We start from the raw sequence: 14,209 nt of genomic DNA on the forward strand, positions 1-14,209 counted from the left end.
TTCATGCTTTAGAAACCCTGCCGTAAATCCCGCCTCCGCCAGGTTCGGCACAAAGCCTGCCTTCCCTTGCCGCAAGTATGTACGCTGCTGTTTTAGCAGGAAGCACATTCTCAAGACGTTCCTTTGAAACCTCATGCAGGATCGTCATTTCCGTTCCGAACGCAGTCTTCAGTTTTTCCAGTGTTTTCGGACCAATGCCGGGTATAAACTGCAGCGGAACCTGATGAACATAAGGCGGTCGCTCCCTGCCGTTTCCGGCCCTTCTGTCCGCCAGTTCAGACAGCCGGGTGCTGACCCCTTTTGTAAACCGGAAATTGCCGCAGTTTCTGCATGCCTGTTCAAGTTCTTCTTTTGCAGCACCGCATGTTTCACAGACTGTTCTATAATACTTTCCAAGCAGCGGATTCAGCCCGTGGTTGGATGCAATCCGGCGGTCCCCTTTCCCTTTCAGAGCCATCCTAACCTCTTCAAACGATGGTTCGGCAAGCTTGAGCTTCTGATATTCTCTTCCGATTTTGGCCGCCGAATGAGCATCTGAATTGGTCAGAAACGGATACTTGTCAAGCTCGGTGACCTTCGATGCCATCTCTGTGTCTGAACTCAGGCCAAGCTCAACGGCGTCAATCCATTCAGGATTCAGTACCTCTTCAAGAGAAGCACGGACTCCGCTTCCATAAAGACTCTTATGCGGAGTGAAGATATGGGCGGGAATAAACAGCCCGTTAAGCTCCCTTACTTTCTTCTGCAGTGTTTTTGCTTCCCCGTACATTCTCTGCGTACTCAGTGTCAGGTTTTTCACCCTGCTGCCGAGCCAATAGGAAAAGTTCTTCATCCTCTCAATTGTCGGCATGAACACCAGAACGTGCAGCGGCCCTTTGCAGAGAGAATCATACACTTCTATTTCACAGCCAAGCAGAAGGGTCGTTTTCTCAAACCTGATGCCGCCGTGCTGGAGCTCGCGCCATTTCCCTTCACCAATGCCATTTTCGAGCGTGAGAAGAACTTCAGGAACATGACAGTCAATGACTCCTATAATATCCATCCCTTTGTGCCCGCTTGCTTCTATTAAAATGTTTTCAAGCGTAAGCTGCTTAGAAGCCGTTATTTTCACAGGCTTTCCGGAAGAAGTCCGGCCTATATGAATATGTAAGTCCGCGTAATAATCGTTCATTTATTTCTGAAGAGCCTGCTTTAATTGCAGATATTGAACCGCATAGGCGGTTTTTGCATCAAAAATCCGCTGCTCATCAATCAGCTGCTGCGCCTCTTCAAGCGTCACCTCCAGCACATCGACGAACTCATCCTCATCAAGCTCTGCCTTTTCTTCAAGAACGTGCAGGTCATCCGTATAGTAAACATGCACAAGCTCATCGGCAAATCCAGGAGATGTATAAAAAGAAATCAGATGCTGCAGCGATTGTGTTGTATAGCCTGTTTCTTCCTCAAGTTCACGCTTTGCCGTCGCTTCCGGAAGCTCACCTTTTTCAAGCTTGCCTGCAGGAATCTCTACAAGCACCCGCTCCATGGCTTTTCGGTACTGCTGAACCATCACAAGCTTTTTGTCTTTCGTCAGTGCAAGGACAGCAACTGCACCGGGATGCTTGATAATTTCACGCGTGCTTGTTTTTCCGTTAGGCAGTTCCACCTCTTCCAGGTATAAATCAATGATGCGTCCTGAAAACAGTTTTTCTGATGTTTTAGTGGTTTCCTTTAAGTGGTTCATTTCCGTTCCTCCGCGTTCTACAAATTCTCATGATTACATATATTCTACCACATTCTAAAGAAGCTAAAGAGGCACCGCCTGAAACACCGCTTTAATGGACATACTGATATCCACTACACGGGAAGCGAGGCGAATAAGCATGAAGATCTACCTTCTGGAAAAGGGAATCGTCCTTGTCGGCAAAGCATGGGAAGTCCGGGAGAAGCTGAAAGAATACAGCAGAAAATATGAAACAATCGAACAGTGGACAAAGGACAAGTAAGCGTCACAATTGCTTTTTCCTCCTGCTTGTACTAATGTCAGTAGAAAGACGAACAGGCAGGAGTGAGACAAATGAAAAAAAGACAGCTTGGCACATCTGATTTAATGGTAAGTGAAGTCGGACTCGGCTGTATGTCCCTTGGAACAGACAAGGAGCAGGCAGAATCCATCATTGATGCAGCACTTCATGATGGCATCAACTATTTTGACACGGCCGATCTATACGATTTCGGCCTGAACGAAGAGTTTGTCGGAGCTGCTCTAAAAAAGAAACGAAAAGAAATCATCCTAGCCACAAAAGCGGGTAACCGCTGGAATGACGCAAAAGACGGCTGGACGTGGGACGCTTCTAAAAGCTACATAAAAGAAGCTGTCAAACACAGCCTGAAACGCCTGAAAACAGATTACATCGACCTTTACCAGCTCCACGGGGGCACAATCGAAGACAATATCGATGAAACCATCGAGGCTTTCGAAGACTTGAAAAAAGAGGGATTGATCCGCTACTACGGCATCTCCTCCATCCGTCCGAATGTCATTAAACAGTACTTGGAGAAATCCTCCATCGTCTCTGTCATGATGCAGTACAGCCTCCTTGACCGCCGTCCAGAAGAATGGTTTTCCCTTCTGAACGACCATGGTGTCAGCGTCATCGGCCGCGGCCCGATGGCCAAGGGACTGCTTACAGACAAATGGGAAACAAAGCTGAATGAAAAAGGCTACCTCTCATACAGCGAAGAAGAACTGCGCAGACTTCTTCCGCAAGTCGCAGCAGAAAGCGGACTTACCATGACCGAAACGGCCATCCAATATTGCCTGAAACAGCAGACAGTCGGAACCATCGTACCCGGCGCCAGCAAAATCGAACAAGTTCAGGCAAACTGCCGCGCTTCTGAGGCACGCCCGCTTTCAGGTGAAGAATTTGTTGCGCTGCAGGCTTTGACGAAGTTTGATAAGTATGAGGGGCATCGGGAGTAGTAGCATTAAAAAATCCTTCTCAATTGGGGAGGATTTTTTTCGTGTTTCGAAAATGAAAAACGATTCCATATAGGTAATTAGACTCACATCTTCAGAATTATCTTTTTTTATTTTTTTCCATATTACTATGCTATAATCCATGTATTGTCATTATATACAAAACTATACACACAGGTATTTTTTCATATATCAGTTTGCACCCACATACATTATGTTAAAACTACCTATGGGAAGGAAAAAAGCATGAAAAAAATATTTAGTTTTTCAAAGAAACATTGGAAGTACATAATTGTTGCTCTTATTGCACTTGTTATCGGTAGCACAAGCGGCCCTTCTAGTGCTGATGTCGAATCTACTCAACAAGAACTAAAGGATGCTTCTGGACAATTAAAGGAAAAAGATGAGGATTTAAAAAAGCTTATCAAAGAAAATGAAGAGTTAATGGCTGATAAACGTGAATTAGAAAAAAAGGTTAAAGAAGCAGAGCCTTTTTTCAAATTATCTGAACAGGAACGTAAGGAAAAAGCTGCCGAATTAAAGAAAAAAGAAGAAGCAGCAAAAGCAAAAGAAAAAGCTGAAGCTGAGAAAAAAGCAGCTGAGATTAAAGCCGCTGAAGAAGAAGCCAAACGTAAAGCTGAAGAAGAAGCCAAAAAAGGCTATGATACAGGAATTACTTATAATCAATTAGCCAGAACCCCGGATGATTTTATTGGGGAGAAAGTAAAGTTTAAGGGCAAAGTCATTCAAGTTATGGAAGGTGACGGAACCACCCAAATTCGTTTAGCTGTAAACGATAACTACGACACTATCATTTATGGAGAATTCGATTCTTCTATAGTAGAAGCTAGAATTTTAGAAGATGATGTCATTACAATTATGGGTCTGTCTACTGGTTTATTAACATATGAGTCAACTATGGGAGGAAATATATCAATCCCCGGTATGTTAATTGAAAAAATAGATTAACCCCAAGACCAATGCTCCTGGCTATTGGAAGTTAAAATGCCTTCGCATCCGCGAAGGCATTTTCTTATTTATAATCCGACCACTTCAACTGACTGTCGTTAAGCAGCTCTTCAAAGCTTTTGTTCTTCTCTTTTTCTTTCTTTTCTTTCAGCTTCTGCAGGCGTTCCTGCTCCTGCTTTTGCTCCTGTTCTTCAAGCAGTCCTTTTTTCATTCCGGAGAGCTGTTCAAACAGGCCTGAATCGAGGCGGTCCTTCAGGTTCAGGGACGCATCGTCTGTTTTTTTCGGCTGTGCCTTTTGATGTTTTTTCTGTTTTTTCGCCATGATGATCACTCCTATATACACTCATTATATACAAGAAATGGCGATGTTAGAAAGGGATTTGACTGATTAATAGGCGTCCAGGATGACATCGTCGCCGATGATTAGCTCAGGTTCAGTTGAGCGTTTGATATCTTCTACTGTATAGCCTTTAGCCACTTCTTTAAGTTTGAGGCCAAGTTCAGTGACATCTATTACAGCCTGATCCGTTATGATCCGGTTCACAACACCTTTGCCTGTAAGCGGCAGTGTGCACGTGTTCAGGATCTTCGGTTCGCCGCTTTTATTTACATGCTCCATAATGACAATGATCCTCTGTGCTCCATGAACGAGATCCATCGCCCCGCCCATTCCTTTGATCATTTTTCCCGGGATCATCCAGTTTGCAAGATCGCCGCTTTCTGACACTTCCATGCCTCCGAGAATGGCCACATTCACGTGTCCTCCGCGGATCATCGCGAATGATTCGGAACTGTCGAAATAAGCGGATCCAGGAATCGCTGTGACGGTTTCCTTCCCCGCATTGATTAAATCAGGATCGACATCCCCCTCTTTAGGATAAGGCCCAATCCCGAGAAGACCGTTTTCTGACTGCAGCACAACCTCTTTGTTTTCACCGATATAATTGGCGACCAGTGTCGGCATACCAATTCCGAGATTCACATAGAAACCGTTTTCAATTTCCTGTTCAGCCCGTTTGGCGATTTTCTCGCGGACTTCTGCTTTGTTTTGTATCATGGCTTTGCCTCCTGTCATCCTGTCTTTTGTACAGTCAGACGCTCAATACGCTTCTGCTGCTCTCCGAGAATGAGTGCCTGAACGTAAATGCCCGGAGTATGAATCCCGTCCGGCTGAATGCTCCCCGTTTCCACCAGCTCTTCCACTTCTGCAATCGTGACTTTTCCCGCCGCTGCAATCATCGGATTAAAGTTTTGAGCCGTCTTGTTGTAGAGCAGGTTGCCCATTTTATCCGCTTTGCTCGCGCGTACAAGGCTGAAGTCTGCGGTCAGCGCTTCTTCAAGCAAGTATTCTTTCCCGTTGAAGTTCCGTGTTTCTTTCCCTTCAGCAATCGGTGTGCCCACTCCTGCAGGCGTATAGAACGCAGGAATGCTTGCTCCGCCTGCACGGATTTTTTCAGCAAGCGTCCCTTGAGGAACTAGCTCGACTTCAATCTCGCCTGAGAGCACCTGGCGTTCAAATTCCTTGTTTTCGCCGACATAAGAGCTGATCATCTTTTTGATTTGCTTATTTTTCAAAAGAAGCCCGAGTCCCCAGTCGTCTACACCGCAGTTATTTGAAATAATCGTCAGATCCTTCACGCCTGTTTCAACAAGGGCAAGGATGAGGTTTTCAGGAATGCCGCACAGCCCGAAACCGCCGACCATCAGAGTGGAACCATCTTTGATTTCGCTTACTGCTTCTGTAAAAGATGTATAGATCTTCTTCATCATTTATCCCTCCAGATTTTCAACGATTGTCGCAACACCCTGGCCGCCGCCGATGCAAAGAGTGGCAAGGCCGCGCTTAGCGTTTCTGCGCTTCATTTCGTGAATCAACGTCACAAGAATGCGCGTGCCACTTGCACCGATTGGATGTCCAAGGGCAATGGCGCCGCCGTTTACATTCAGTTTTTCTTTGTCAAAATGAAGTTCGCGGTCAACGGCAATCGACTGTGCCGCAAACGCTTCGTTCGCTTCCACAAGGTCCATGTCATTCATTGTCAGCCCGCTTTTTTGGAACGCTTTTTGAACGGCAGCGACAGGTCCAATTCCCATAATGCTTGGATCTACGCCGGCATTCCCATTTGCAGTGATTTTAACAAGCGGCTGAATGCCCAGCTCTTCTGCTTTTTTTCTGCTCATAACAACGACAGCTGCCGCACCGTCATTAATGCCGGAAGCATTTCCCGCTGTAACAGAACCTTCTTTTTTAAACGCAGCACGAAGACCGCCGAGCTTCTCTGCCGTTGTGCCTGCGCGCGGGAACTCATCGGTTTCAAACGTAACAGCATCCCCTTTTCGCTGAGGAATGACGACAGGCGTAATTTCCGATTTGAATGTACCGGACTCAATCGCATTCACCGCTTTTTGCTGGCTCCACGCTGCAAACTCATCCTGCTCTTCTCTCGTAATCTCGTATTTATCGCACAAGTTCTCTGCTGTCACACCCATATGATAGTTATTGAACGCACACGTCAGACCGTCAGAAACCATCGTATCAATCAGCTTCTGATCGCCCATCTTAAATCCGTCCCGAGCATTTTTCATTATGTAAGGCGCCTGGCTCATATTTTCCATACCGCCTGCAACCACAATCTCTGCATCCCCTGATAAAATCGCCTGTGCCGCAAGATGGACCGTTTTTAAACCGGATCCGCACACTTTGTTGATCGTCATGGACGGCACATTCTCAGGAAGACCCGCTTTCATAGCCGCCTGGCGCGCCGGATTTTGCCCAAGTCCCGCCTGCAGCACATTCCCCATAATGACTTCATCCACCTGCTCGCCCTTTAAACCCGCTTTCTCAAGAGCATCCTTGATCACAATCGCCCCAAGCTCCGGCGCGGACACACCCTTCAGCGCTCCTCCGAAACTCCCGATTGCCGTGCGGACAGCACTCACGATGACTACTTCATTGCTGCTCATACTACACTCATCCCCTTTGTCATGGCTTTAACCATTGGTTTCGCTAAATCCTGATAAATTCCTGCAATCTTTTCAAAATTCAGCTTTCAGTTGCATACACTCTTAGTAAACTATTAATATGGGGATATGTAAACCCTTACAATACGAAAAGCGGAATCGCCCGTTTAGCTCCGACAGACAGAAAAGAAATCACCCGAAAAGTCCGGGTTTGACTTTTTGGGGGATTTTGTTCTGGCGGAGGAGCTGGGCGATGGAGCTGGACAACCCGAAAAGCGGAATCGCCTTGGTCAGCTCCGAAGGACAGAAAAGGATCCGACGGAAAAAGCCGGGCTTGCTTTTTGCGGCGGAGCCGTTCTGGCCGAGGAGTTAGGCGATGGAGCTGGACAATACGAAATGCGGAGCCGACTATTCAGGCCTGGCAGTCAGATAAGAAATCACCGGAAAAGTCCGGTTTTGACTTTTTCGGGGATTTTGTTCTGACAGAAGGACTAGGAGGCGGAGCTGGACAATGTGAAAAGTGGAATCGCACCCTCAAAACCTGAAAACCTGAAATTGAGGGTACACAAATTGCCGATAAGTACCCTCAAAACCTAAAAATCAAAATTTGTGGGTACGCAAAATCCCGATTCGTACCCTCAATACCCAAAAATCAAAATTTGAGGGTACGCAAATTGCCGTTTCGTACCCTCAAAACCTAAAAATCTGAAATTGAGGGTACGCAAAATCCCCAATCGTACCCTCAAAACCTGAAATCCCGAAATTAAAGGTACTCAAAAATCCGAAAGGCTGGTGCTTCCTGTGAATCTTCCAAAACATGCAACGCTAATTGAGGTCGGTCCCCGTGATGGGCTGCAAAATGAAAAAAATGAAATCCCGACAGACGTTAAAATTCAGTTTATCAAGGAGCTTAAAAAAGCGGGGTGCAAAGAAATGGAATTGACCTCTTTTGTCTCTCCAAAGTGGGTTCCCCAGCTGAAAGATGCAGGAGAGATCATCAGCTATTGTTCTGATGAGGACAGAAACCTTGTTCTCACTCCTAATGAAAAAGGGATTGCTCGTGCAAAAGAGGCAAACTGCAAAGACGTGGCTTTTTTTGTGGGAGTAAGCAGCACCTTCAATCAAAAGAATATCAACGCGACAACAGAAGAAAGCATGCAAAAGCTCCTACCGCTGATCCGCTCGCTCAAGGAAGAAGATTTTTTTGTGAGGGCGTGTATTTCGACTTCTTTTTACTGCCCGTATGAAGGAAAAATAGAAGCGGATGCCGTTGTTGAGCTTTGCAGGCAGTTTGCAGATGCGGGTGTTGATGACTTAAGTGTTGCCGACACCATCGGCATGGCGAATCCGCTTGAAGTGCATGAGCTTTTTTCACGCCTGAAAAAAGCACTGCCGGACGTGCTGATCACGGCCCATTTCCATGATACAAGAGGCATGGCGCTCGCCAACATTTACGCAGCGCTGCAGGCAGGCGTCGACAGGTTTGACACGTCTGCAGGCGGACTCGGCGGATGTCCTTTCGCACCCGGTGCTACAGGAAATGCTGCAACAGAGGACGTGCTCCATATGCTGCATGCTCTGAACATTGAAACAGGCATTGACATGAACCAGCTTCTGAAAGCAGTGGAGATCATTGAGCCGCATCTTTCAGGAAGTGTTCAAAGCAAACAATATCAGCTCAGCAAACGGTCAAAAACGCTTCTAACTGAATAAACAGCAGTGGATATAACTGCGCTTGACATATCTTTATTAAGTATCCATTCTAGTCTTGCTGGTCTTAAGATTGGTTCATTCCATGTATATTTCTCCCCCTTTCTTCACATCTTAGATGACAGAAAGGAGCGGATATCATGACAAACGAAAAGGCATCAAAAAGCCAAAAAGGCAAGCCGAATGCAGATACCCCGAAGCAGACTATGGCTTTTGAAGAATTGGAAAAGGCTGTACACCCGACAAAACGCCAAAACTCGGAACAATAACGCGGCAGCAAGCCCCATGTGCTTGCTGCTTTTGTTTTTCTCCTTTTCCTTCTTCGTGATAAAATGGATGTATTATACAGCGGAAGGAAGAATGCAGATGAAAAAGTGGCTGATCGGAGCTGGAATCATCCTCTCCTACATCTTCGTAGTAGGATTTTTTTTCACCAACCAGATGATGTACATGCGAAAGAAATCAGACAAAGAAATTATCGACCGCGAAACAAAAGACGGCCATTACGATGAAAGCGAATATGAAGCCTACAACAAAATCGAAGTATCCATCCCGTCCCAGTTCGGGTATGACATCAAAGGCCATCTTATTGCCCCCCACAGCACCTCCTCCTATGTCATTATCTGCCACGGGGTCACCATGAACCGGATCAACTCGGTCAAGTACATGAAACTGTTTTTAAAACGGGGCATCAACGTGCTGATTTATGATCACAGAAGGCACGGGGAATCAGGCGGGAAAACAACAAGCTTCGGGCACTACGAAAAATACGACCTTCAGTCAGTCGTGAATTGGCTGAAGGACCGTGTCGGCGATGACCTGCATCTCGGCATTCACGGGGAATCCATGGGTGCCGTCACGACACTGCTTTATGCAGGACTCGTAGAAGACGGTGCCGATTACTATATTGCCGACTGCCCGTTTTCAGATCTTCAGGAACAGCTGCTTTACCGCCTGAAATCGGACTTCAAGCTCCCTGGATACCTCGTGATGCCGATTGCAAGGCGGTTTCTGAAACTGCGCGACGGGTACACCATCCAGGACGTTTCCCCGATTGCGGTGATGGACAGAATTCAGCACCCTGTTCTGTTTATCCACAGCAAGGACGACGATTACATACCGTCAGCGATGACCCAGCAGCTGTTCGAGAAAAAATCAGGGATGAAAAAGCTGTACTTTGCCGAAAAAGGCGCCCACGCCATGTCCTACACCGAAAACCGCGAGGAATATGAGCGGATCATTGACGAATTTTATGAAGAAATGAAAGAATACGAAACTACCCTGTAAGTTGTTATGCAAGATATGACAGCTTCCCTTATACATGATATAATTTTCATTTTTATATCGTTAACGAGAGGAGTTTACGTATATGTTAAATCACGAGGAAATCAGGTTTTCCAATGCATTAAAATCGGTTGCCAGAAATGGAGAGATAAAAAACTACATTCAGAACTCAGAGGAGCTCTATCCTTTATTTATGCGGGCCGCAAAGCGCTTTGTATCAGGTGAAACAAGGCTGGATGCAATTAACAAAGCGAAAGAGCTTATTGCGAAAGACTATCTTGTTTCTTTAGAATACATAGGTGAAAATACAACAAATGTTGACGAGTGCCATACTGCGAAAGAAGAGTTCATATCATTAATTCATCAATTAGGCGCTAATGGAATACAGTCAACCATCTCGTTTGATTTATCCCATATTGGCATGTCGGTTGACAGAGAGCTTGCCTTGAAAAATTTAAAGGAAATGGCACAAGCTGCTGAACTATATCACTTAAATCTCATGATCAGCATGGAAGAATCTGAAAAGACAGATCGTATTTTAGATATCTATAAAGAAGTCGCTTCAACATATAAAAACGTAGGAATTACGTTACAGGTTCATTTGAAACGTTCATTAGACGATTTGAATGAATTGTTTAAGTATCCTGGAAAAATAAGAATTGTAAAAGGGGCTTATCAGGAACCTGCAGATCTTAAGATTGGCCGTTCTGAAGAGCTGAATAACCGTTACCTGGAATTTATCAGAGTGGGCGTTGAAGCTGAACATCCTATTTCAATTGCTACCCATGATGAAAAACTGCTTGAAAAAGTATTTGAGCAAGGTTATTTAAAGCATTCAAACGTTGAGCTTGAAATGTTAGATGGGGTTAGGTCTGATTTAATCAAAAATGCAAAAAATGAAGGATACAAAGCGAGGGTTTATGTAACTTACGGCACAGAATGGTATCTGTACTTAGCGCATCGCATTGCAGAATATCCTCCTAACATTTACACTGCTGTATCAGATATTATAGCTTTTGAAACGAAAACTGCTTCTTATTAAACGAAAAACGGTGACATTTTACTCGTTGTAAAATGTCACCGTTTTTTCATTTCAGATGTGGTTTTGTCCCAGACACTTTTTCGCGTTTATCCTAGTACGTCTGTAATATCATGCATATGTTCATCAAGCCAGGCAATTGCCTCATCAATCGTAGCAAATTCCTGTGCTTCAAACGTCATTTCATCCTGAAGCAGCCAGACATCTTTTTTGTCCTCAAAGACTCCGCCAATCGACCAGTGCAGCAGGGTATATGGATGGTTGCTGTTCAAAAACGAAACCCATGTTTTATTTAATGCAATATTCTTAAGAGTTGTTAAGCGGTCCTTCATCTTTCTCTCCACCTCACTTTACAGTCAGACTCATGCGCGGATTCAAGATTTGCGAAGGACACGTCAGCATGTAGCTGTTTGCCGTCTCGTTAAAATCAATTGTCATCTTTTCATCCAGAAACACCATCTTTGATTTTTCAACCAGAACCGGATATGCGTTCGTTTCAATCAGAACATCATCTCCGTCTTTTTCATCAACAAGCCAGAGTGCGGTCACCCCGCTGACCACGCATCCGCAGCCGTCGGTATCATACTTGAGCTTCACTTGTTTATCGGAATGAGCCTGAACACTGCCTTCTATTTTTTTCATGGCACGGTCTGTCCATTTAATTTCCATACGTCATGTCTCCTCATTTCAGGTTGCTTAGGGACATTTTATCACAACTCGGTCAGATGCGCACCGCGGCTTGCCTGTCATACCCCGGGGTCCAGCTGAATACGTCTAGGTATAGAAGGAGTGATACCATGACAAAACCCGTCATCAAAGTAAATGACAACGGCTCCCTGCGCATTACCGGAGACGTCGAACTGATCGACGCAGAAGGAAACGTCTTCCAAACCAAACAGAGCTTCTCCCTCTGCCGCTGCGGCCTCTCCAAAAAAATGCCGTTTTGCGACGGTTCGCATAAGGGAGTGTTTCAGTCGGTGGTTAGGGCGGAGTAGGAAGAGCGGAGGCGGCCGTTTAGTTCAGAAGGTTAAAAATCCGCCGAAAAAAGCAGGATTGGCTTTTTACGGCGGAGCCTTCAAAGTTCTTGAGACAGGATTACAGCACTTTCCCTCGGTTCTCTCATTCCAAAAGTGTTCTTAAAACCCGATTGCAACACTTTCTCTCGCCTCTCCCATCCCGAAAGTGTTCTTAAAACCCGATTACAACATTTTCTCTCGTCTCTCCCATTCCCAAAGTGTTCTTAAATCAAAATTACAGCACTTTCCCCCATCTCAAACGCCTGCAAAGTGTTTTAAAAACAGGACTATAACTCCTATACAACAAAAAGAGCATGACCAGTATGATCACGCCCATTTTCATATCTACTGCAAGAGAAGGCAGGCACCCCCGCCCGCCTTCATCTCACTCCTTCTCCCCTATATCCGTTATTTTCTCGATTGGCAGATCAACGCGCGTGTGGTCTTCGCCGATGATCCGCAGGCATCCGCGGATCGGATCTACGTAGTGTACGCGGCCTTTGAGCACGTGAAAATCGTGATGTTCGTAGTAGGTAAACGCAAGCTCGCGGTTTTCCTCCATGGCGAGGCCGATGATTTCGTTAAAATGCTCGAGCTGCTGTTCGTCTACTGCGGGCTTCGTTTTATAGCCTTGTTCAATTTCAAGTTCTCTTAAGATTTTTACATGCTCAGGCAGCATCATGGATGTCCATTTGATATTGCCCCGATCCCGAATCATGAGTATCCCTCCTTTTACGCTTTGTGTCCGCCGACAAGCTTGGCGCGGTGCCTTGCTGTGCCTGCGTTTGTATAGGAAACGGCCCGCAGCAGGGCATTGGGTCCGTATTTCCCGCGGATGGAGTCCATGACATAGCCAAGGATCTGTTCTTTTTCGCGGTTTGGCTGGAATAAATCGAGCTGCATTTCGGAATCATCTTCAATGTTGGAGAGGGCAATCGAAATTTTCCGGACAGTTTTATGTGCGTAAAATTGTTCAAATAAGGCGAGGCATGTTTCGTAGAGCTCCATTGTGATGTTGGTCGGCCGTTCCATCGTCCGTGAGCGGTGAAATCCGCCTCCAAGCTCATCATGGCTGTAGCCGATGCCGAGACTGATCGTCCTGCCTGCCTTCCTGTGCGTGCGCGCCCTTCTTGCGACTTCTTCGCACATTTCAAGAATGACGTGCTGTACCTCTTCCGGATCAGGATAATCCCGCATGAGAATCTGGCTCTTCCCGAAGCTGATCTGCCCCTGCAGAATCGGCGCACCAATTTCAGAGAGATCAACGCCCCAGGCATGGTAATAAAGCTGGTTGCCCATAATCCCGAACTTTTTCTCAAGTACTTCAAGCGGATGAGCCGCTAGTTGCCCTACGTTGAAAATGCCCATCCGGTTCAGCGTTTTTTCGACTCTGCTGCCGATGCCCCACATTTCCCGGAGCGGCTGCACCTTCCACAGTTTTTCCTTTACATCGTCGTACGTCCATTCCGCAATGCCCTTTTTCTTTGCCTCAAGATCAAGGCAGATTTTCGAAAGCAGCATATTGGGTCCGATGCCGATTGCACACGGCAGCGAAAATTCACGGTCCATATCATCTCTGATTTTTGCAGCAACCTCCCACGCATCTCCCCAAATCCCCTCCACTCCGTCAACTTGGATGAAGCTTTCGTCGACACTGTACGTGTGGATGGCATCCTTCGGGACATACCGGTGAAACAGGCGCGTCAGTTCAGTCGAAATACGGACAAAAGAAGCCATTTTTGCGTTCACAATCCGAATGCGGGAATCTTTCGGAATTTCGAACAGACGGGATCCGGTCTTGATGCCAAAATCTTTTTTCAGACAGGGCGAAGCCGCCAGGACAATACTTCCCTGCCTTTCTGTGTCACCAACCACCGCCAAATGGCACGTAAGCGGGTCAAGACCTTCCAGAACCGCCGCGCAGCTGGCATAAAAGCTCTTCATATCAATGCACAGAATCTTTCGTTTTGGAAATTGGCTGTAATCCTCAATCATCGTTCTTACTCCTCACAACAGAATATATGTTCCCATTCAGTATATGCTAATAGTAAGCGAATATACGTTCGATTTCAATGGTAGTTTTTGCTACGAAATGCGGAGCCGACTGTTCAGGCCTGGCAGTCAGATAAGAAATCACCGGAAAAGTCCGGTTTTGACTTTTTCGGTGATTTTGTTCTGACAGAAGGACTAGGAGGCGGAGCTGGACAATGCGAAAAGCGGAATCGGCCGTTTAGCTCCGATTGGCGGATAAGAAATCACACGGAAAGGCCG

At 46.0% G+C, this 14,209-nt stretch carries 18 protein-coding genes; 8 read left to right on the forward strand and 10 right to left on the reverse strand.

From position 1 onward, the window contains the following. Position 1: 1 nt before the first annotated feature. Positions 2 to 1,171, reverse strand: coding sequence for an endonuclease Q family protein (locus ACK1LH_RS13350; protein ID WP_411333327.1), 1,170 nt, complete (start codon positions 1,169 to 1,171; stop codon positions 2 to 4). Continuing rightward, on the reverse strand, positions 1,172 to 1,723 hold the full coding sequence (locus ACK1LH_RS13355) for an NUDIX hydrolase (RefSeq protein WP_411333328.1): 552 nt from the start codon (positions 1,721 to 1,723) through the stop codon (positions 1,172 to 1,174). Positions 1,724 to 1,862: 139 nt separating this feature from the next. Between ACK1LH_RS13355 and mciZ the strand changes: the two genes are divergently transcribed. From mciZ to ACK1LH_RS13370, 3 genes are all read left to right on the forward strand, one after another. Beyond that, positions 1,863 to 1,985 (forward strand): Z-ring formation inhibitor MciZ, encoded by a 123-nt coding sequence (gene mciZ / locus ACK1LH_RS13360; RefSeq protein ID WP_081414156.1) that lies wholly within the window; start codon positions 1,863 to 1,865, stop codon positions 1,983 to 1,985. A gap of 71 nt (positions 1,986 to 2,056) precedes the next feature. Continuing rightward, a complete protein-coding gene (locus ACK1LH_RS13365) occupies positions 2,057 to 2,962 on the forward strand; it encodes an aldo/keto reductase (RefSeq protein ID WP_411333329.1) in 906 nt (301 codons plus the stop codon). A 243-nt stretch (positions 2,963 to 3,205) separates the two neighbouring features. Further along, complete coding sequence (locus ACK1LH_RS13370) at positions 3,206 to 3,928, forward strand: toxin regulator (RefSeq protein ID WP_411333330.1); 723 nt, start codon at positions 3,206 to 3,208, stop codon at positions 3,926 to 3,928. 64 nt (positions 3,929 to 3,992) lie between these two features. Here the strand turns inward: ACK1LH_RS13370 and ACK1LH_RS13375 are convergent, their stop codons facing one another. The 4 genes from ACK1LH_RS13375 to ACK1LH_RS13390 form a co-directional block, all read right to left on the reverse strand. Then, a complete protein-coding gene (locus ACK1LH_RS13375; RefSeq protein ID WP_029280048.1) occupies positions 3,993 to 4,250 on the reverse strand; it encodes a DUF3886 domain-containing protein in 258 nt (85 codons plus the stop codon). A 66-nt stretch (positions 4,251 to 4,316) separates the two neighbouring features. Next, positions 4,317 to 4,985, reverse strand: a complete 669-nt coding sequence (locus ACK1LH_RS13380) for a CoA transferase subunit B (protein ID WP_029280047.1) — start codon at positions 4,983 to 4,985, stop codon at positions 4,317 to 4,319. Between the two features lie 14 nt (positions 4,986 to 4,999). Then, positions 5,000 to 5,695 (reverse strand): CoA transferase subunit A, encoded by a 696-nt coding sequence (locus ACK1LH_RS13385; protein ID WP_411333331.1) that lies wholly within the window; start codon positions 5,693 to 5,695, stop codon positions 5,000 to 5,002. A 3-nt stretch (positions 5,696 to 5,698) separates the two neighbouring features. Then, positions 5,699 to 6,892, reverse strand: coding sequence for an acetyl-CoA C-acetyltransferase (locus ACK1LH_RS13390; RefSeq protein ID WP_411333332.1), 1,194 nt, complete (start codon positions 6,890 to 6,892; stop codon positions 5,699 to 5,701). Between the two features lie 798 nt (positions 6,893 to 7,690). Between ACK1LH_RS13390 and ACK1LH_RS13395 the strand changes: the two genes are divergently transcribed. The 4 genes from ACK1LH_RS13395 (at position 7,691) to ACK1LH_RS13410 (ending at position 10,925) form a co-directional block, all read left to right on the forward strand. Continuing rightward, positions 7,691 to 8,602, forward strand: a complete 912-nt coding sequence (locus tag ACK1LH_RS13395) for a hydroxymethylglutaryl-CoA lyase (RefSeq protein WP_411333333.1) — start codon at positions 7,691 to 7,693, stop codon at positions 8,600 to 8,602. A gap of 137 nt (positions 8,603 to 8,739) precedes the next feature. Then, positions 8,740 to 8,868 carry a hypothetical protein gene (locus ACK1LH_RS13400; protein ID WP_267881650.1) on the forward strand — a complete coding sequence of 43 codons (129 nt, stop codon included), beginning with the start codon at positions 8,740 to 8,742 and terminating at the stop codon, positions 8,866 to 8,868. A 97-nt stretch (positions 8,869 to 8,965) separates the two neighbouring features. Beyond that, a complete protein-coding gene (locus ACK1LH_RS13405) occupies positions 8,966 to 9,886 on the forward strand; it encodes an alpha/beta hydrolase (protein ID WP_411333334.1) in 921 nt (306 codons plus the stop codon). Positions 9,887 to 9,968: 82 nt separating this feature from the next. Continuing rightward, positions 9,969 to 10,925, forward strand: coding sequence for a proline dehydrogenase family protein (locus ACK1LH_RS13410; RefSeq protein WP_411333335.1), 957 nt, complete (start codon positions 9,969 to 9,971; stop codon positions 10,923 to 10,925). A gap of 86 nt (positions 10,926 to 11,011) precedes the next feature. Here ACK1LH_RS13410 and ACK1LH_RS13415 read toward each other — a convergent pair whose 3' ends face one another. Continuing rightward, positions 11,012 to 11,254 carry a DUF2552 family protein gene (locus ACK1LH_RS13415; RefSeq protein WP_029280035.1) on the reverse strand — a complete coding sequence of 81 codons (243 nt, stop codon included), beginning with the start codon at positions 11,252 to 11,254 and terminating at the stop codon, positions 11,012 to 11,014. A 13-nt stretch (positions 11,255 to 11,267) separates the two neighbouring features. Continuing rightward, a complete protein-coding gene (locus tag ACK1LH_RS13420) occupies positions 11,268 to 11,591 on the reverse strand; it encodes an iron-sulfur cluster biosynthesis family protein (RefSeq protein WP_029280033.1) in 324 nt (107 codons plus the stop codon). A 128-nt stretch (positions 11,592 to 11,719) separates the two neighbouring features. Here ACK1LH_RS13420 and ACK1LH_RS13425 point away from each other — a divergent pair, with 128 nt between their 5' ends. Further along, positions 11,720 to 11,917: a CDGSH iron-sulfur domain-containing protein gene (locus ACK1LH_RS13425; RefSeq protein WP_029280031.1), complete on the forward strand. Its 198-nt coding sequence runs from the start codon at positions 11,720 to 11,722 to the stop codon at positions 11,915 to 11,917. 406 nt (positions 11,918 to 12,323) lie between these two features. Here the strand turns inward: ACK1LH_RS13425 and ACK1LH_RS13430 are convergent, their stop codons facing one another. Together ACK1LH_RS13430 and ACK1LH_RS13435 are read right to left on the reverse strand one after the other, a co-directional pair. Then, the gene (locus tag ACK1LH_RS13430; protein WP_029280030.1) at positions 12,324 to 12,656 is read right to left on the reverse strand and encodes a YolD-like family protein; all 333 of its coding nucleotides are present in this window, start codon (positions 12,654 to 12,656) and stop codon (positions 12,324 to 12,326) included. A 14-nt stretch (positions 12,657 to 12,670) separates the two neighbouring features. Beyond that, on the reverse strand, positions 12,671 to 13,933 hold the full coding sequence (locus ACK1LH_RS13435; protein WP_411333336.1) for a DNA polymerase thumb domain-containing protein: 1,263 nt from the start codon (positions 13,931 to 13,933) through the stop codon (positions 12,671 to 12,673). Positions 13,934 to 14,209: the final 276 nt, after the last annotated feature.

The organism is Metabacillus indicus (genome assembly GCF_046603695.1).
GTDB classification, from domain to species: Bacteria; Bacillota; Bacilli; order Bacillales; family Bacillaceae; genus Bacillus_P; species Bacillus_P indicus.